Below are 15,480 nucleotides of genomic sequence, written 5' to 3' on the forward strand. Positions count from 1 at the left end.
CCCGGGTCTCAGACGCGGCCGACGGGCCAGTGGGGGTCGTCCCAGCGGGCCGGGGCGGGGAGGGCTGCCAGGCGTATGTGGTGGAGGAGCCCTTCGGGGGCGTTCTGGGCTCGCAGGCGGGTCGGTGCGTGGCGGGCGAGCCAGGTGGCGAGCTCGGTGCGTAGGGCGTCCTCGTCGTGCCAGGTGGGCCAGGGGAGTTCGTCGTGCAGGAGGTCGCGCGTCCAGTGGGCCGCCGCCTCGGCCAGGTGGCGGTCGGCCGTGGGGTGGTCGAGGGCTTCCCATGCCGCGAGCCAGGGGGTGAGGGTGGCGGATGCCTCCGCGCACAGGACGAGAAGGTCGTGGACGGGAATCGTCGGCGCCGGTGAGGTGAGGCCGTGGGACCACCAGGCGTGCAGGAACTCCCCCACCGACGCACGCTGACGCAGGGGCCACCGCTGCCAGCCGCTCCGGGCGAACGACTGCCCGATCTCGGCCGGAGCGTACAAGAGCTCCGCTACCCCGCCGGCCAGCTCCCGCGCGAACTGCGGCAGGACGCGGCGCAGTACCGCCCCGTGGTCGGCCCAGTCGGGCGCGCTCCAGGTACGGCGCAGGAGGTTCGGGTCGAGTTCGCGGCCCGGGACCTTCAGCAGCGCCAGCTCGTCCGCGCTGCCCCAGTGACATGTGCACTGGGCTTCGTCGGCGCGGGCGGTCATGCCGTGGAAGGTGACGGCCAGGTCGTCCAGGGCGCGGTCGAGCCGGGCTCGGGCGGGGGTGTCTTCGAGGGGCATCGTTGTCGACGCAGCCTTGGGGGACTCCAGCCGGTGTCCGCCGGCCGAAGATCGCGACCCTACCGGTGCGGCGGCAGGTTCAACAGGCTTGCGCCGCCTGTCACACGGGTGCCGGGGCGTGCTTGCGGGCCGACATGGCCGCTCGGATCTCCTCTGCGCGGGCCCGTACGGAGGGGGCGGGCAAGGGGGTGGGGCTCTGCCAGGGGGACGGTTCGCCGCGGCAGGTCCTGCACATGCCGCCCGGTAGGGCCTCGGGGCGGCCCTGGACGCCGCAGTTCGCGCACTCCAGGATGCGGCGGGGCGGGGTGGGGGCCGGTTCCGGGGGGAGTTTGGCCGTCAGGCGGGTGCGGATCAGGGCCGCTGGGTGGTGGATGGGGGTGGGCAGACCGGTGGTGAGGGCCTGGAGGATCGCGTCGTCCGTCGCGCCCCGGGCGAACCATTCCGTCAGGAGCGGCGCCAAGGAGGCGCAGTCGGCGGCCGAGAGGGAGAGGGCCGGTGTCCTGCGGCCCAGGGCTGCCAGGAGGATGTGGGCTCGGGAGCGGGTGGGTTTCGGCGGGGGTGCCGCGATGTCGTCGCCCCGGGTGAACGCCGCCCACCACGCGTCGTCGCGGGCTGTTCGGGAGAACCACGATCGGGTGATCCAGCGGTTGCCGCCCGCCGCCGACTCCAGGCGCTCCCTGCCTCGCCTCAAGTGCCCCGCCAACTGGAGCCTGTTGAGAGCCGTACGCAATGCGCACTGGCCGTACGGGAGCGTCTTGGCCAGCGTCTTCACCGAGATGTCGGCGCCCTCGGGCAACCGGTCGATGTACGCGGCGATGGCCGCCTCGCGGGGCGGGAGGTGTGTGAAGTCGGCCTTCTCGCGCCGGACTTGGTCCGGTGCGGAGCGCTTGCCGTAGCCGGGGTTGGCCATCGGGTGCGGGAGTACGTGCGCCTGCTGAGGGGCAGGGCTAAGCTTGGCTTCAGCCACGGGATCGAGCCTCATCGATCTTGTAGGTCAAGCCCCCGCAGGTGTTGGTAGCGCCTGGCGGGGGCTGCTTGTTATGCGGGCACGCTAGAGCCTCGTCACTGTTCGTGGCAAGTCGGTGGCTCCCGGTCAAGTCGCGGGGTGGGTGGGTGGGTTGAAACCCTCCAGCCAATCCTTGTTAAGAGGGCTCGGAGCTCGCCGCTTGAGCCTCGGGGGCACGATCATGGAGCGGTCACGGACCCGCGACCGATGAGGAATCGCTGCCCATGCCCCTGCCCGCCGACCCGACGATCCTCCACCCGATGCCCGAGCAGCCGCGGGTCGTGCTGCTCAAGCCGCTGGTCAAGTCACCGTTGATCGAGGTCGGGGAGTACTCGTACTACGACGACCCCGACGACCCGACCGCCTTCGAGACCCGCAACGTGCTCCACCACTACGGGCCCGAGAGGCTGGTCATCGGCAAGTTCTGCGCGCTCGGCACGGGCGTCCGCTTCATCATGAACGGCGCCAACCACCGTATGGACGGCCCCTCCACCTTCCCCTTCCCCACCATGGGCGGTTCGTGGGCGGACCACTTCGACCTGCTCACCGGGCTGCCGAACCGGGGTGACACCGTCATCGGCAACGACGTCTGGTTCGGCCACGGCGTCACCGTCATGCCCGGCGTCCGCATCGGGCACGGCGCGATCATCGCCACCGGCGCGGTGGTCACCGGCGACGTGCCCGACTACGGCATCGTCGGCGGCAACCCCGCGCGGCTGCTCCGCATGCGTTACGACGAGCAGGACGTCGCCCGGCTGCTGGCGGTCGCCTGGTGGGACTGGCCCGCCGAGCACATCACCGAGCACGTCCGCACGATCATGTCGGGGACGGTGGCGGAACTGGAGGCGGCGAAGCCGCCCGTCAGCCGAGCTTGAGGTTCTCCACGAAGGCCGACCACGCCTCCGCCCGGAACGCGAGCTTCGGGCCGTGCGGCGCTTTGGAGTCGCGGACGGGGATGAGGGTGGGGTGGGTGTCGGCCACTTCCACGCAGTCGCTGCCGTCACCCTGGCTGTAGCTGGACTTGCGCCAGGCCGCCGTGTTCAGGTCCTGCTCATGCGCGTGGTTCTTCATGCTCGTAATCCTCCGCCACTGACTCGATCAGGGCCAGTGAATCCGGCTGGGAAAGTGCCATCACCTGGAGGAGTGTGAACGTCAGGGTGTGGCGCGCGACGGTGGCCGGGTCGTCTATCAGCCGCCCCGTTTCCAGCCCGTCCAGGAAGCAGAGCGGAGGACCGTCCGCGAACTCCATGAGCCGGAGGGCGCCTCCCATCGCCGCGTGCGCTCCAGCGGTGAACGGCAGTACTTGAGCGATGATTCGGCGGCTTCGCATCAGGGTGGCCACGTGGCGCAGGGCTTCAGCCATTACCGCAGGTCCGCCGACCCATCGACGGATCGCAGCCTCGTCGAGGACCACCATGAACAACGGCTTTGTTGGATCGTCGAGGACGCGGCCGCGCTTCTGCCGTATCTCCACCAGCTCCTCGATCTGAGCGTCAGTGGCCGCTGGCCGGTACGCGCGGAACAACTCCGCCGAGTAAGCCGCAGTCTGCAACCAGCCGGGGATCAGCAGAGGGATGTAGTGCCTGATCGCCGTCGCGACCTTCTCTGTCTCCGCCTCTTCTTCGAAGTGCTCTGGGTACTTGGACCTCGCCGAGGTCTCGCAGTGCCGCGTGAAGAAGCCGTCCGTGTCCAAGGTCTGGTCCAGTTGGACCGCGTACTCCCGCTGCATCCTCCGCGTACCCGACTCCAACTGCCCGATGAACGAACCGCTGACGAACAACAGCTCACCAAGTTCGGTCTGGCTCAACCCCTTCCGCTCCCGCGCATGGCGCAACTCCGCCCCGATCATCGCTCGCGGGGACGACGACGGGTCGAGGTCCTTCGGTCCGGGCATCGCGGCTCCTGTCCCACAGGCGGGGTTGTTGGTACTGCCTCTCTGGCCAGGCTAGGAGCGGCGCCGCCACTCTGTGTGCAGAACAGGAACACTCAGCGTGGAGGGACCGGCATGACGGATACGGCGGATCAGGCGGTCGAGCGGCTCCGTACCGCCCTGCGTGACGCGGGCATCGTGCTGCCCTCGCTGCGGGTCGACCCCGTCACCGAGGTCTACGGGGGGCGTAACACCCTGGTGGACCTGGGGAGTTGCAACCTCGACGTCGCCGCGCGCCTCGCCGCCGCGCTGAGGGAGAGGGGCGAGTGAGTGGCGACGCCCCCGCTGTCGGCTCGTACGCCCTCGACGTGCGTGACGGGCGGATCGGGGAGGTCATGGGCCGGGTCGGCGGGCGGGTCCAGTTGCGCCCGCTCGGCGGTGGCCGGGAGTGGGACGTGCCGCCGGAGCACCTCGGTGAAGCCGTGCCCGCCGAGGTGCTCCGTGAGCGCGTCCGGCTGCTGAACCGGGACGCCAGGCGGCGGGTCGAGCTGGGGTGACGGGTGGGCGTGGCCGGGGTCACACTCGCCCGGCCCCAGGGGGCGGAATGCGGAGCCGCGGGGACCAGTTGTTTCACTAGGTGCACCATTGCGTGCTCACATACCAGCCGGTCTATACGACACCGTTCTCCCGAGGAGCCCCCACGTGACCGCACCGACGTCCGCCGCCTCCCGCGCGGCCCAGCTCCTGTCCCGCCCGATCACGCTCAACGGCCTGACCGTTCCGAACCGGATCGCGATGGCGCCGATGACCCGGATGTTCTCCCCGGGCGGCATCCCCGGCGAGAACGTGGCGTCGTACTACTCCCGCCGTGCCGCGAGCGGCGTCGGCCTGGTCGTCACCGAGGGTACGTACGTCGGGCACGACTCGGCGGGGCAGAGCGACAGCGTGCCGCGCTTCCACGGTGAGGAGCAGCTCGCGGGCTGGGCGAAGGTCGCGCAGGACGTGCACGCGGCGGGCGGCACGATCGTCCCGCAGCTCTGGCACATCGGCATGGTCCGCCGCCAGGGCGAGCCGCCGTTCGCGGACGCTCCCGCCATGGGCCCGTCCGGCATCCACAAGGCCGGCGCCGAGCCCAAGGGCAAGGCCATGACGCAGTCCGACATCGACGACGTGATCGGCGCCTTCGCGCAGGCCGCCGCCGACGCCGAGCGCATCGGCTTCGACGGTGTCGAGATCCACGGCGCCCACGGCTACCTGCTTGACCAGTTCCTGTGGGCGGGCATGAACCGCCGCACCGACGCCTACGGCGGCGACCCGGTCGCCCGCGCCCAGTTCGCCGCGGAGATCGTCGCGGCCGTGCGCGAGCGCGTGTCCGCCGAGTTCCCGGTCATCTTCCGCTACTCGCAGTGGAAGCAGCAGGACTACACCGCGCGCCTCGCCGAGACCCCGGAGGAGCTGGAGGCGATCCTCGCCCCGATCTCCGCCGCCGGTGCCGACGTCTTCCACGCCTCCACCCGCCGCTACTGGGAGCCCGAGTTCGACGGCTCCGACCTCAACCTGGCCGGCTGGACGAAGAAGATCACCGGCAAGCCGGTCATCACGGTCGGCTCGGTCGGTCTGGACGGCGACTTCGTGGGGGCGTTCCAGGGCGAGGGTTCCCCGGTCAAGGGCATCGAGGACCTCCTCGACGGCCTGGAGCGCGAGGAGTACGACATGGTCGCCATCGGCCGCGCCCTCCTCCAGGACCCGGAGTGGGCCGCGAAGGTGCTCGCGGGCCGCTTCGACGAGCTGAAGGCGTACGACGCCGCCGCGCTGGGATCTCTCAGCTAAGGGTTCTTCCGAGGCGCCGGGTGGGTTAACTCCCGCCCGGCGCCTTTGTGTTGCCCGCGGTCAGCTCTCCGGGTCCACTGCCGTCAGCTTCACCGTGCCGTCCTCCGACACCGACCAGCCGGGGTTGTGGCAGACCTCCCAGCGGTGGCCGTCCGGATCGGCGAAGTAGGCGTGGTAGCCGCCGAAGGCCGCCCGCTGAGGCTCCTTGAGGACGCTCGCCCCGGCCTCGCGGGCGCGGGTCACGGCCGCGTCGACCTCGGCGGGGGAGCCCACGTTGTGGGCGAGGGTGAAGGGGGTTCCGGGGGTGGCGGGGGTGCCGGTGTCGGCGGCCAGGTCGGACAGCGGGAAGAGGGCCAGCGCGAGGCCCTTGCCGGCCTGGTAGAACACGATCTCGTCCAGGTCGAGCAGCGGGGTCCACCCGAGGCCCTCGCTGTAGAAGCGCCGGCTTTCCGCCAGGTCGCCGACGCCCAGGGTCACCATGCTGACCTGCTGATCCATGCTGTCACGCCTCCGGTTCCGGGCTACCGGTCTACAGGTTGCCCATGGGTTCGATGTCGACCTGTGCGGGGGTGCCCCACACCCGTAGCACCTCGTAGTCCGTGAACTCGTGCACCAGGCGGTAGGCCATCGCGGGGCGCGAGCCCCGGCGCGCGGCGGCGAGGTACGCCTCCGCCTCGTGGCGGTCGCGGCGCGGGGTGCCGCAGAGCTGCCACTCGCGGCCGTTCCACGCCTCGGGCAGCCAGCGCTGCTGGGGCTGGGGGCGGTCGGCGCGGACGCCGTAGCGCGAGGGGGCGGTCGCGGGGGCCTCCGGGCCCCGGCCCTGGCCGCCGTACTCGGCGCGGCGGGCGGCCCTCCTGCGGGTCTCGCACAGCAGGCAGAGGTCCTGCGCGCTCTCGTCCACCGGGCCCTGCGGGTGCTCCGCGCAGCGGGTGGTGGGGGCGCCGGCCGAGACGCTCTCGTCCAGCAGGTCCAGCGCGCGGCGCAGATCGGCCTTGACCTCGTGCAGCCGGGAGTCCGGGGTGTCGGCGTTCAGCGCGTCACCGTGCTCCCCGACGAGCCGGAGAGCACGGCCGAGCGCGGTGAGCTGGGCGTGGTTCATGCGTCCAGCTTCTCACCCGCGCGAGTGCGGGCGGCCGGGCACGGAATGCGCGAGGATCGGTTCCGGGTCCGCTCGCGCGGTCCGCCGTACCGTTCGCCGACCCCGGAGGCCCGCCCATGAGGATCAACCTGACCAGTCTTTTCGTGGACGACCAGGAGAAGGCGCTGGCCTTCTACACCGAGGTGCTGGGCTTCGTGAAGAAGGCCGACGTGCCGCTCGGCGAGTACCGGTGGCTGACCGTGGTCTCGCCCGAGCAGCCCGACGGCACCGAACTGCTGCTGGAGCCCGACGCCCACCCCGCGGCCAAGCCGTACACCTCCGCCCTGCACGGCGACGGCATCCCGGCCACCTCCTTCGCCGTGGACGACGTGCGCGCCGAGTACGACCGGCTGCGCGGGCTCGGGGTGCGCTTCACCATGGAGCCGGTGGAGGCGGGCCCGGTGACCATCGCGGTGCTGGACGACACCTGCGGCAACCTCGTCCAGCTCGCCCAGTACGGCTAGCGGTGGTGCAGCAGGCTGCCCTCCCCGCAGGCGGGGGCCTGCTCGGCCATGGGCAGCGGGGAGACCGCCTTGACCACCGGGGCCACGGTCAGGTCGGCCGCGCAGCGGGTGGTGCCCTCGGCCGTCCAGCGGCCGTCGTCCGCAGCGGCGTGGGCGGGGGCGGCCAGCGCGGCGGAGGACGCGGCGACGGCGAGCGTGGCGAACAGCAGCTTCTTCATGTCAGGGGCAACGAGGAGGAGCGGCAGGCGTCACGATGCGGAAGTCCGTTCGGCCGGCGCGGGGGCCGTACCTCTCGGGAAGCCGAAGGCGAGCGTCGCCGCGAAGCCGGTCGCGTAGGCCGTCAGGAGGCCGCCGGCGTAGATGGCCAGGGCCGGTGCGGGGCCCTGGTTGCCGGTGAGGAGGGGGAAGAGGGCCCAGCCGGAGGGGCCGATGGCGGTCGCGCCGACCTTCTCGCCGAGCATCGCGAAGAAGCCGACGAACGCGCCGCCCGCCGCTCCGCCCACGCAGGCGGTGACGAAGGGGCGGCCGAGGGGGAGCGAGACGCCGTAGATCAGGGGTTCGCCCACGCCGAGCAGGCCCGCAGGGAGCGCCGAGCGGATCGTGGTGCGCAGGGTGGTGTCGTGGCGCAGGCGCACGTACACCGCGAGCGCGCCGCCGACCTGGCCCGCGCCCGCCATGGCCAGCAGGGGGAGCAGCACGGTGTAGCCCTGCTGCTCGATGAGGGTGGTGTGGATGGGGATCAGGGCCTGGTGCAGGCCCAGCATGACGAGGGGGAGGAACAGGCCGCCGAGGAGCAGGCCCGCGAACGCGCCGGTGGTGGTGAGCAGCCAGTTCGCGCCGGTGCCGATCGCGGTGGCGACGGCTCCGGCCGCGTACATCAGGCCGTACAGCGTGGCCAGGCCGGCGACGAGGACGGTCACGGTGGGGGTGAGCAGGACGTCCAGCGCGCCGGGCAGGCGGCCCCGGCACCACTTCTCGATCCGCGTGGCCAGCAGGGCGGCGGCGAGTGCGCCGAGGACGCCGCCCTGGCCGGGGGAGAGATGCACCCCGAACGCGGTCACCTTCGCCACGCCGGGATACACGACGACCGCTGCCACGGCTCCGCCGAGGATCGGGGTCCCGCCGAACTCCTTCGCGGTCTGGTAGCCGACGAAGACCGCGATCAGGGCCATGAACCCGGAGGCGATGGCCGCCAGGGCGGGGGTGAGGCCGGGGAGCCAGCCGGCGTTCGTCAGCAGGCCGTTGACGCCCGCGATGATGCCGCAGCCGATGAGGGCGGGGATGAGGGGGACGAAGACGTTGGCGACCCGGCGCAGTGCGGCCGCGACGGGGCCCTTCTCCGGTGCGGGGGAGCCCGCCTTCTCCGGTGAGGGGGTGGCGGGCGGGGCCTTCGTACCCTTGCCCGCTTCGACGGCGCCCGCTCCCGCGCGTACGCCCCCCGCGTGCGCCGCCGCGAGCTGCCGCTCCACCTCCGCCGTGACCTCACCGACCACCCCCGGCCCCAGGACGACCTGGAGGGACGCGCTGCCCGCGCCGATCACCCCGAGCACGCCGGGCAGCGCGCGCAGCGCCCCCTCGTCCACCGCGGCCGGGTCGGTCACGGTGAGGCGGAGGCGGGTGAGGCAGTGGGTGACGTGGGTGATGTTGGCGGGGCCGCCCGTCAGGGCGAGGACGGCGGAGGCGGTGGCGGAGTCGTTGCGCACCCCTTGAGCCTGCGCGCCGGGACGCCACCGCCGCCGGTGCGGCGCGCGGGACTCCTCCGTAAGGCGGGCGGCCGTACGCGTTGCCCGCCTTACGGGCGCGCGTTCGCCAGAGCCGTCCGCAGCCGGCCCTCGGACTCCTCCAGGAGCCGGGTGGCCTCGGGGCCGTCCACCCCGGCCAGGATGATCAGGATGGCGGTCTTCACCTCGCCGTCCGCCTCGGTCAGCGCCCGCTCGATCTCCGCCTCCGCCGCGCCCGTCGCCTGTGCCACGATCCGCCGGGAGCGCGCCCGGAGCTTGGCGTTGGAGGCGCGGACGTCGACCATCAGGTTCCCGTACGTCTTGCCCAGCCGGATCATCGTGATCGTCGACAGCATGTTCAGGACCAGCTTCTGCGCCGTACCCGACTTGAGCCGGGTCGAGCCGGTGAGCAGCTCGGGGCCCACGACCACCTCGATGCCGTGCTCGGCGGCGGCCGCGAGGGCGCTGTCCGCGTTGCAGGACAGGCCCACCGTCAGGGCGCCTGCCGCGCGGGCGTGCTCGACGGCGCCGACCGCGTACGGCGTGCGCCCGGACGCGGAGACGCCGACCACCGAGTCCTCGGGGGTCAGCTTCAGCGCGTCCAGGTCGGCGCGGGCCAGCTCGACGGAATCCTCCGCGCCCTCCACGGAGTTCACCATCGCCCCCGGCCCGCCCGCGATCAGCCCGACGACCTGGCCGGGGGCGGTGTTGAAGGTGGGCGGGCACTCGGAGGCGTCCAGCACGCCGAGGCGTCCGGCCGTGCCGGCACCGGCGTAGACGAGACGGCCGCCGCGGCCCATGCGGTCGGCGATGGCGTCCACGGCGGCGGCGATCTCGGGCAGCCGGGCCGCGACGGCGGCGGGGACGCCCGTGTCCTCGCCGTTCATCAGCCGGGCGATGTCCAGGGTGGGCAGTTGGTCGATCCCGGCCAGCTCCGGCCGGAACGCCTCGGTGGTCAGGGTGGCCAGCTCGCTCTGGAGGCGAAGTGAGTCGGTCATCTGGTGCGGCTCTTTCCGGTCGGGTCCGAACGAGGAAAGCTAACGCGTGGTGCTCCGGTGCCGGTGGGCCAGCGCCTCGTAGGACGCGGCCAGGGCGGGGGCCGCGCTCTCGTACGTCCGCTGGGCCACGCCCACGAACAGGCAGTCCACGACGAGGAGTTGGCCCGTCCGGGAGGACATCGCGGCGGGGCGCAGCTCGCTCTCGCGGGAGGTGGCCGTGGTCAGTACGTGATCGGCGTACTGGGTGACCGGCGAGTCGGGGCGGCCGGTGATGGCGATGGTGGTCGCGCCGCGCTCGAAGGCGGCCCGCAGCGGTTCTATGACGTCGCCGGTCGAACCGGAGTGGGTGATGGCGATGGCCACGTCACCCGCGCGGAGCTGCACCGCGTTGGTCACCGCGAGGTGGGGATCGCCCGGCGCGTGCGCGACCAGCCCGATCCGCAGCAGCTTCTGGGTGAGGTCCTGCGCGACGAGGCCGGACGCACCGATGCCGTACACGTCGGTGCGGCGGGCGGCGGCCAGTGCGGTGACGGCCGCGCCGAGCTGGGCGGTGTCCAGTCCGGCCGCGGTGTCGGCGAGGGTCTGCTGCTCCTCGTAGGCGAGCTTGGTGACGACCTCGGAGAGCGGGTCGTCCACCGCGATGTCCGTGGTGATCGCGGGGGCGCTCCCGGACTCCTGGCGGGCGGCGAGCCCGGCGAGGGCGAGCCGCAGATCGCGGTAGCCGGGGTAACCGAGGATGCGGGCGGTGCGGACGACGGTGGCCTCGCTGGTGCCGGTCAGCTCCGCGAGCCCGGTGACCGTGAGGGCGGCGCAGCCGGCCGGGTCGCCCGCCACGGCCTCGGCCACGCGCTGCATGGACCGGGTCATGGACGGGGTGAGGGTGCGCACCTTGGCTGCGAGCGAGCCGCCGGGACTCCCGAAAGTTTCCTTCACGTCCTGGGTCACCCCTGAAAGATATTTCCGGTTCGGCAGGCGGGGCAAGAGTGCGCACAATGGAGGGATGGACGACGCCACAGATCCCGTCAGCCCCCTTGAGCAGGCGTTGCACGCGGCCCGCGCGCTCGTGCTCGCCGACCTGATGGCGAGCGGGGTGGCCGAGGCGGACGTGGTCTCGCTGGTGGAGGAGTCGCTCACGCAGCGCCGCTGGTGGGTCGAGCAGTGGCCCGAGGGCGCCGACTTCGTCGCGGGGCTGGTCGCGCAGGACGTCCAGGACGCGCTGCTGGACCGGCAGGGCCGCTGGCCGCTGTGCCCGGCCTGCGGCACCGGCGACCCGCACGCCCTGGACGTGGAACCGGAGCTCGGCCCCGACCCGCACTGGGTCTGCCACGAGGCGGGCGTGGACGTCGCCGCCGTGGGCTCGCTCGCCAAGGCGCTGGACGGGAACACCCCCCGGTGACGGCCGGGTCCGCGTGACGGTCTACATCGACCCGCCCACCTGGCCCGGCCACGGCCGCATGTGGTCCCACCTGGTCAGCGACGTGTCCTACGACGAACTGCACCTGTTCGCGGCGGCCCTCGGCGTGCCCCCGCGCGCGTTCGAGCGGGACCACTACGACATCCCGGCCCACCGCTACGCCGACGCGGTGGCGGCGGGCGCGGTGGAGGTGCGGAGCCGGGACGTGGTGCGGCTGCTGCACGCGGCGGGACTGCGCAGGCGGAAGGGTACGTAGCGGCGGTCAGCCGCCGTGCACGTACAGCCGCAGCCCGCTCGCCATGCCGTGTTCCTCGCGGGCCGCCTCTTCCTGTTCCGTCCCGGCGCGGTGGAAGCCGGCGCGGGCCAGGACGCGTTGGGAGGGGGCGTTGTCCGCCTCGACGGTGGCGACGACCGAGTGGACGTCGTCGCGGGCCAGGGCCCACTGTGTCAGCGCGCGGAGCGCCTCCGTGGCGTAGCCCTGGCCGCGTGCCTCGGGGACGAGGTCGTAGCCGATCTCCACGCGGCCCTCGGTGTCCGGGGTGCCGTGGAAACCGATGCCGCCGACGGCGAGGCCGTCCTCGGCCCGGACCAGGGTGAAGACGCCGAAGTCGGGGCGGTGGACGCCCGCTTCGTACGCCTTGACCATGAAGCCGGCCGCCTCGCGGGTGCCCTCGTAGGGGGCGCCGCCGAGCCAGGTGAAGCCGCCGTCGCCGCCCAGGCGCAGATCGCGGGCGGCGGCCGGGCGCAGGCCGGTGAGGGTGAGGCGTTCGGCGGGGATGACGAGGTTGTTGTGCCAGCGCCAGGCGTCCACCGCCGGACGGCCCTCCAGCTCGCCCCGGCCGGTCGCCCACAGCAGGGTCGGCCAGGCTTCCGGGCCCGGCTGGACGTGCGGGAAGAGCCAGGTCAGCACGGACTCGGCCAGCCCCTCGGCGGGGGTGTGGTCCAGGCCGAGGCCCTCCGCCATGTCATGGGTGTGCAGCAGCACCTCGGCCACGCCCATCGCGGCGAACCCCTCGCGGTCGGCGCTGCGGAACGGGTACGGGTGGAAGGCCCTGACCCGGGGATCGGCGGTGTCCACCGCCGCGGCGAGCAGGGCGCCGGTCGTCTCGATGACGTGCAGCAGTCCGTCGTTGCCGGTGCCGTCGTCCAGGCGCAGTTCGAAGGGGACGTAGGCGTCCCGCGCGCGTCCGGCCAGGTTGGCGGCGTAGGCGAGCAGGTCGTCCGCCACGTGCACGGCGGTGGCGTGGCAGTCCCAGTCCAGCCTGCCGGCCCGGACGGCGGACCAGTCGCGGTCCACCGCCGCGCGCAGCGTCGTCACGCAGCCGCGCACGGCCTCGGTCACCTGGTCCCCGCTCATCGCTCGCATGCGAGGAACCCTAGGGGTGAGCCCCGACTCAGGGCGACAGCATTTCCAGCTCTCCGGCGAGGTTCCAGCGGGCCGTCGCCTCCCAGTGCTCCGACCCGTAAGGGGTGTGGAACAGCCTCGGCAGGTCGAGGAGTTGGCGCAGCACCGCCGAACGCCCTTCGTGGAAGGCGTCGTTCGGCACGAAGTGGTACTCCTCGCGGATCTCGGCCGTGTAGGCCGCGTACGCGGACGGCTCCGAGGCCAGGATCGCCAGGTCGGCGTCGCACAGCACCTGGCCGTCGCGGTCGTCCTCGGCCGGGTCGTGGCCGACGGTGAGCCGGACCAGCCGGGCCACCTCCGCGACCTTCGCCTGCGGCACCCCGGCCTCGGTCAGCGCCCGCTCGGCCAGCCGCGCCGACCGCTCCTCGTTCTCCGACCGCTCGGGCAGGTACACCGCGTCGTGGAACCAGGCCGCGAGCCGTACGAGGTCGGGGTCGTCGGCGTACTCCGCCAGGGCGTCGACCCGGTCGAGGACCGCGGTGAGGTGGGCGAGCGTGTGATACCGGCGCTGCGGCTCCCGCCAGCGGGCGATCAGGTTGTCGGCGTACGGCGCCGGGTCCGGGCCCCCGCCCGGCGCGCGGGCGGCTTCGAGGGCGCGGGCGAAGCGGAGCCCGAGGTCTGCTGCGGTGTCTGCGTCGGCCATGTGTCCATTGTTCCGGTGATCCGGGGGCGGGGCGTACCCTGGAATTGGACTAGACCTGTAGCCGCCGTCGTATGCCGGTCGTCCGGGTGACGATGCCGAACGCCGAGGAATTGGGGTGCCATGAGCAAGCGTGCGGTCCTGGAGGTGATCGCCCTCGGGGTCGAGGACGCGGTCGCCGCCCAGGCGGGAGGCGCGGACCGGCTGGAACTGGTCACCGACATGGCGGCGGACGGGCTCAGCCCCGACCCCGCCGTGGTGGCCGCGATCCGGGCCGCCGTCACGATCGACCTGCGCGTGATGCTGCGGCTGTCGGACGGGTTCGCGGCGGGCGACCTCGACCGGCTGACCGGGGTGGCCGCCGGACTGCGGGCGGCGGGCGCCGACCAGTTCGTGCTGGGCTTCCTCGACCCGGCCGGGGACGTGGACCTGGCGGCGGTCGAGCGGGTCGTCGAGGCGCTGGACGGCTGCCCGTGGACCTTCCACCGCGCGATCGACCGCGCCGCCGACCGGGACGCGCTGCGCAAGCGGCTGTGCGGGCTGTCCGGCCTGGACACCTTCCTGACGGCAGGTTCGGCGGCGGGCGTGGACGAGGGCCTGACCACGCTGACGGCCGAGGCCGCGCACACCGGGACGCCGGGGTACGAGCCCCGGATCATGGTCGGCGGCGGGCTGCGCCTCGAACACGTCCCCGCGCTGCGGTCGGCCGGCATCGACGCCTTCCACATCGGTGGCGCGGCCCGTCCGCAGGGGTGGACCGGGCCGGTGTGCGCCGAGGCGGTCGGGGTGTGGCGGGAGACGCTGGACGGGGAGTAGGCGGGGCGTGCCGGGAATGTTCCGGGAGGGCGGTTCGTTGGGCCTGCGCCCGTGCACACCGCTGTCGTTGGGAGCATCGTGTCCGAGACCACGCAGACCTTCACCCCCCTGAGTACGCAGGCCGAGCGGCTGATCGAGCTGGGGGTGCACGAGATCGCGGGGCTGTCGGCCGCCGAGGTCCGGGCCTCCGTCGAGGGGCTCGGGGAGAGCGGCGACGGCGCCCTGCTCGCCGTGCACCCCGACCGCGCCCCGGCCTCCGCGCTCGCGCCGCTGCTCAGCCGCCGGGGCAAGCCGGGGTTCGTCGTCACCGACATGACCGACGTCGACCTCTTCGCGCCGCTGGACGGCATCGACCTGCCGGACACCCCGCTGTACCTGGTCGGCGGAGTCGACCGGGGCGACGACATGGCGAACTGGAGCCCGGACGAGGCACTTCCCGCGCTCACCGCCGCGTCCCGCACCCCGCTGCTGCTGACCGAGGGCATCCACTGGGCCGTGCAGCACCCGGACGTGCTGGAGCGCAATCACTGCTTCATGACCATCGGTTCGCGGCTGCGCAAGCCCAAGGGCACGCTGGACGCCCGTACCCCGGCGCTCTGGATCAGCAACGGCACCGGCCGGGACGGGCGCGAGCGGCGCGAGGCTCCCAAGGTGGGGTGGTGCTGGGCGGGCAACCGGCACACGTGGCTGGGGTTCGCCTCGGGGACCGGGCGGGAGGGGCTGGACCCGGCTGGGAGGGGCTGAACCCTCAAGTGGCGTCCCTCACCGGACCGGCCGCAGGCACAGTCCGATCCCCTCCGTGCTGTATCTGGGCTCCGCGAGGAAGTCGCCCTTCGCGCACGGCTCCTGTTGCGGGTCGACGACCCGGAACTGGGCGTCGACGGAGTCGCAGGGGACACTCCGCAGGTCCTGCTCGGTCCAGTCGCCGTCGTTGACGGCGCACGAGCCAGGCTTCAGGTGGGCGTCGTCGCCGCTCAGGCCGGGCACCAGCCCGACGAGCAGGAGCCCCGTGACGAGCGTGACCAGCAGTCCCAGCAGGCCCAGCGGTATCAGCGCGAGCACCCCGGCCGGGCGCTGGAACACCGGCTTGCCGGGGTCCAGAGGTGGCCGCCAGCCGGGTGTGACCGGGGCGGGCATGCGCCGGATACCGGACAGCGCGCCGAGGTTGGCGAGCAGGACGAAGGGCGTGATGAGCACCGACAGCGGCCCCCACCAGCCCGCGACCAGGGTCTCGGCCTGCATCTCGCGGAACACGGACAGCGCGCAGGTCCGGCAGAGCATCCCCTGCCGCTTCAGGGAGCGCATGATCACGACCATGCCCTGATGCCCCCGCACGGTCACCGGCGCGGCGGGCCCCGCCCCGCACATCTGGCACCCCACCGGCCCGGCCGCCTGCGGATACCCGTAGGGG

At 73.1% G+C, this 15,480-nt stretch carries 22 protein-coding genes; 9 read left to right on the forward strand and 13 right to left on the reverse strand.

Going from position 1 to position 15,480, the window contains the following annotated elements:
- Nucleotides 1-8: 8 nt before the first annotated feature.
- Both HEK131_RS02025 and HEK131_RS02030 read right to left on the reverse strand, forming a co-directional pair.
- Entirely contained in the window at nt 9-767 is a 759-nt protein-coding gene (locus tag HEK131_RS02025) for a hypothetical protein (protein WP_244333456.1), read from the reverse strand.
- Between the two features lie 100 nt (nt 768-867).
- Nucleotides 868-1,677, reverse strand: coding sequence for a hypothetical protein (locus HEK131_RS02030; RefSeq protein WP_244451923.1), 810 nt, complete (start codon nt 1,675-1,677; stop codon nt 868-870).
- A gap of 320 nt (nt 1,678-1,997) precedes the next feature.
- On the opposite strand from HEK131_RS02030, the gene HEK131_RS02035 reads away from it, so the two are divergent.
- Nucleotides 1,998-2,648 (forward strand): CatB-related O-acetyltransferase, encoded by a 651-nt coding sequence (locus HEK131_RS02035; protein ID WP_244333457.1) that lies wholly within the window; start codon nt 1,998-2,000, stop codon nt 2,646-2,648.
- On the opposite strand, the gene HEK131_RS02040 is transcribed toward HEK131_RS02035, so the two are convergent.
- Nucleotides 2,635-2,844: a DUF397 domain-containing protein gene (locus tag HEK131_RS02040; protein ID WP_244333458.1), complete on the reverse strand. Its 210-nt coding sequence runs from the start codon at nt 2,842-2,844 to the stop codon at nt 2,635-2,637. The genes HEK131_RS02035 and HEK131_RS02040 overlap by 14 nt on opposite strands.
- Nucleotides 2,825-3,667, reverse strand: a complete 843-nt coding sequence (locus tag HEK131_RS02045) for a helix-turn-helix domain-containing protein (protein ID WP_244333459.1) — start codon at nt 3,665-3,667, stop codon at nt 2,825-2,827. Before HEK131_RS02045 ends, HEK131_RS02040 begins: the two co-directional genes overlap by 20 nt.
- Before the next feature lie 111 nt (nt 3,668-3,778).
- On the opposite strand from HEK131_RS02045, the gene HEK131_RS02050 reads away from it, so the two are divergent.
- The 3 genes from HEK131_RS02050 (at nt 3,779) to HEK131_RS02060 (ending at nt 5,473) form a co-directional block, all read left to right on the forward strand.
- Nucleotides 3,779-3,973, forward strand: coding sequence for a hypothetical protein (locus tag HEK131_RS02050; protein ID WP_244333460.1), 195 nt, complete (start codon nt 3,779-3,781; stop codon nt 3,971-3,973).
- Nucleotides 3,970-4,200: a hypothetical protein gene (locus HEK131_RS02055; protein ID WP_244333461.1), complete on the forward strand. Its 231-nt coding sequence runs from the start codon at nt 3,970-3,972 to the stop codon at nt 4,198-4,200. The genes HEK131_RS02050 and HEK131_RS02055 overlap by 4 nt, the downstream gene beginning before the upstream one ends.
- A 145-nt stretch (nt 4,201-4,345) precedes the next feature.
- Nucleotides 4,346-5,473 carry an NADH:flavin oxidoreductase gene (locus HEK131_RS02060; RefSeq protein ID WP_244333462.1) on the forward strand — a complete coding sequence of 376 codons (1,128 nt, stop codon included), beginning with the start codon at nt 4,346-4,348 and terminating at the stop codon, nt 5,471-5,473.
- A gap of 60 nt (nt 5,474-5,533) precedes the next feature.
- On the opposite strand, the gene HEK131_RS02065 is transcribed toward HEK131_RS02060, so the two are convergent.
- Both HEK131_RS02065 and HEK131_RS02070 read right to left on the reverse strand, forming a co-directional pair.
- Nucleotides 5,534-5,971 (reverse strand): VOC family protein, encoded by a 438-nt coding sequence (locus HEK131_RS02065; RefSeq protein ID WP_244333463.1) that lies wholly within the window; start codon nt 5,969-5,971, stop codon nt 5,534-5,536.
- A gap of 31 nt (nt 5,972-6,002) precedes the next feature.
- Nucleotides 6,003-6,572 (reverse strand): hypothetical protein, encoded by a 570-nt coding sequence (locus HEK131_RS02070; RefSeq protein WP_217461357.1) that lies wholly within the window; start codon nt 6,570-6,572, stop codon nt 6,003-6,005.
- Between the two features lie 116 nt (nt 6,573-6,688).
- On the opposite strand from HEK131_RS02070, the gene HEK131_RS02075 reads away from it, so the two are divergent.
- Nucleotides 6,689-7,075, forward strand: a complete 387-nt coding sequence (locus HEK131_RS02075; protein ID WP_244333464.1) for a VOC family protein — start codon at nt 6,689-6,691, stop codon at nt 7,073-7,075.
- On the opposite strand, the gene HEK131_RS02080 is transcribed toward HEK131_RS02075, so the two are convergent.
- From HEK131_RS02080 to HEK131_RS02100, 4 genes are all read right to left on the reverse strand, one after another.
- Complete coding sequence (locus HEK131_RS02080) at nt 7,072-7,293, reverse strand: hypothetical protein (RefSeq protein WP_217461356.1); 222 nt, start codon at nt 7,291-7,293, stop codon at nt 7,072-7,074. The genes HEK131_RS02075 and HEK131_RS02080 overlap by 4 nt on opposite strands.
- Nucleotides 7,294-7,323: 30 nt before the next feature.
- A complete protein-coding gene (locus HEK131_RS02085) occupies nt 7,324-8,778 on the reverse strand; it encodes a PTS transporter subunit EIIC (protein ID WP_279614240.1) in 1,455 nt (484 codons plus the stop codon).
- Between the two features lie 89 nt (nt 8,779-8,867).
- The gene (gene murQ, locus HEK131_RS02095; RefSeq protein ID WP_217461354.1) at nt 8,868-9,794 is read right to left on the reverse strand and encodes an N-acetylmuramic acid 6-phosphate etherase; all 927 of its coding nucleotides are present in this window, start codon (nt 9,792-9,794) and stop codon (nt 8,868-8,870) included.
- 39 nt (nt 9,795-9,833) lie between these two features.
- A complete protein-coding gene (locus HEK131_RS02100) occupies nt 9,834-10,739 on the reverse strand; it encodes a MurR/RpiR family transcriptional regulator (RefSeq protein ID WP_244333465.1) in 906 nt (301 codons plus the stop codon).
- Between the two features lie 55 nt (nt 10,740-10,794).
- Here HEK131_RS02100 and HEK131_RS02105 point away from each other — a divergent pair, with 55 nt between their 5' ends.
- Nucleotides 10,795-11,190, forward strand: a complete 396-nt coding sequence (locus HEK131_RS02105) for a hypothetical protein (RefSeq protein WP_217461352.1) — start codon at nt 10,795-10,797, stop codon at nt 11,188-11,190.
- Nucleotides 11,191-11,203: 13 nt separating this feature from the next.
- On the forward strand, nt 11,204-11,464 hold the full coding sequence (locus tag HEK131_RS02110; RefSeq protein ID WP_217461351.1) for a DUF4031 domain-containing protein: 261 nt from the start codon (nt 11,204-11,206) through the stop codon (nt 11,462-11,464).
- 6 nt (nt 11,465-11,470) lie between these two features.
- Here HEK131_RS02110 and HEK131_RS02115 read toward each other — a convergent pair whose 3' ends face one another.
- Both HEK131_RS02115 and HEK131_RS02120 read right to left on the reverse strand, forming a co-directional pair.
- A complete protein-coding gene (locus HEK131_RS02115; protein WP_432215606.1) occupies nt 11,471-12,574 on the reverse strand; it encodes a GNAT family N-acetyltransferase in 1,104 nt (367 codons plus the stop codon).
- Nucleotides 12,575-12,602: 28 nt separating this feature from the next.
- Nucleotides 12,603-13,256 carry an HD domain-containing protein gene (locus tag HEK131_RS02120; RefSeq protein ID WP_244333466.1) on the reverse strand — a complete coding sequence of 218 codons (654 nt, stop codon included), beginning with the start codon at nt 13,254-13,256 and terminating at the stop codon, nt 12,603-12,605.
- A 120-nt stretch (nt 13,257-13,376) separates the two neighbouring features.
- Between HEK131_RS02120 and HEK131_RS02125 the strand changes: the two genes are divergently transcribed.
- Both HEK131_RS02125 and HEK131_RS02130 read left to right on the forward strand, forming a co-directional pair.
- The gene (locus HEK131_RS02125) at nt 13,377-14,069 is read left to right on the forward strand and encodes a copper homeostasis protein CutC (RefSeq protein ID WP_244333467.1); all 693 of its coding nucleotides are present in this window, start codon (nt 13,377-13,379) and stop codon (nt 14,067-14,069) included.
- 78 nt (nt 14,070-14,147) lie between these two features.
- Nucleotides 14,148-14,813 (forward strand): DUF5701 family protein, encoded by a 666-nt coding sequence (locus HEK131_RS02130; RefSeq protein ID WP_244333468.1) that lies wholly within the window; start codon nt 14,148-14,150, stop codon nt 14,811-14,813.
- An 18-nt stretch (nt 14,814-14,831) separates the two neighbouring features.
- Here HEK131_RS02130 and HEK131_RS02135 read toward each other — a convergent pair whose 3' ends face one another.
- The gene (locus HEK131_RS02135) at nt 14,832-15,374 is read right to left on the reverse strand and encodes an LppU/SCO3897 family protein (protein WP_244333469.1); all 543 of its coding nucleotides are present in this window, start codon (nt 15,372-15,374) and stop codon (nt 14,832-14,834) included.
- Nucleotides 15,375-15,480 lie beyond the last annotated feature (106 nt).

This window comes from Streptomyces seoulensis, assembly GCF_022846655.1.
Classification (GTDB): domain Bacteria; phylum Actinomycetota; class Actinomycetes; order Streptomycetales; family Streptomycetaceae; genus Streptomyces.

Bases quoted from the DNA above. Each gene is read 5' to 3' on its own strand.
- HEK131_RS02025 (WP_244333456.1), bottom strand. From the start codon at position 767: ATGCCCCTCGAAGACACCCCCGCCCGAGCCCGGCTCGACCGCGCCCTG.
- HEK131_RS02030 (WP_244451923.1), bottom strand. From the start codon at position 1,677: ATGGCCAACCCCGGCTACGGCAAGCGCTCCGCACCGGACCAAGTCCGG.
- HEK131_RS02035 (WP_244333457.1), top strand. From the start codon at position 1,998: ATGCCCCTGCCCGCCGACCCGACGATCCTCCACCCGATGCCCGAGCAG.
- HEK131_RS02040 (WP_244333458.1), bottom strand. From the start codon at position 2,844: ATGAAGAACCACGCGCATGAGCAGGACCTGAACACGGCGGCCTGGCGC.
- HEK131_RS02045 (WP_244333459.1), bottom strand. From the start codon at position 3,667: ATGCCCGGACCGAAGGACCTCGACCCGTCGTCGTCCCCGCGAGCGATG.
- HEK131_RS02050 (WP_244333460.1), top strand. From the start codon at position 3,779: ATGACGGATACGGCGGATCAGGCGGTCGAGCGGCTCCGTACCGCCCTG.
- HEK131_RS02065 (WP_244333463.1), bottom strand. From the start codon at position 5,971: ATGGATCAGCAGGTCAGCATGGTGACCCTGGGCGTCGGCGACCTGGCG.
- HEK131_RS02070 (WP_217461357.1), bottom strand. From the start codon at position 6,572: ATGAACCACGCCCAGCTCACCGCGCTCGGCCGTGCTCTCCGGCTCGTC.
- HEK131_RS02075 (WP_244333464.1), top strand. From the start codon at position 6,689: ATGAGGATCAACCTGACCAGTCTTTTCGTGGACGACCAGGAGAAGGCG.
- HEK131_RS02080 (WP_217461356.1), bottom strand. From the start codon at position 7,293: ATGAAGAAGCTGCTGTTCGCCACGCTCGCCGTCGCCGCGTCCTCCGCC.
- murQ (WP_217461354.1), bottom strand. From the start codon at position 9,794: ATGACCGACTCACTTCGCCTCCAGAGCGAGCTGGCCACCCTGACCACC.
- HEK131_RS02105 (WP_217461352.1), top strand. From the start codon at position 10,795: ATGGACGACGCCACAGATCCCGTCAGCCCCCTTGAGCAGGCGTTGCAC.
- HEK131_RS02115 (WP_432215606.1), bottom strand. From the start codon at position 12,574: ATGCGAGCGATGAGCGGGGACCAGGTGACCGAGGCCGTGCGCGGCTGC.
- HEK131_RS02120 (WP_244333466.1), bottom strand. From the start codon at position 13,256: ATGGCCGACGCAGACACCGCAGCAGACCTCGGGCTCCGCTTCGCCCGC.
- HEK131_RS02125 (WP_244333467.1), top strand. From the start codon at position 13,377: ATGAGCAAGCGTGCGGTCCTGGAGGTGATCGCCCTCGGGGTCGAGGAC.
- HEK131_RS02135 (WP_244333469.1), bottom strand. From the start codon at position 15,374: ATGCGCTCCCTGAAGCGGCAGGGGATGCTCTGCCGGACCTGCGCGCTG.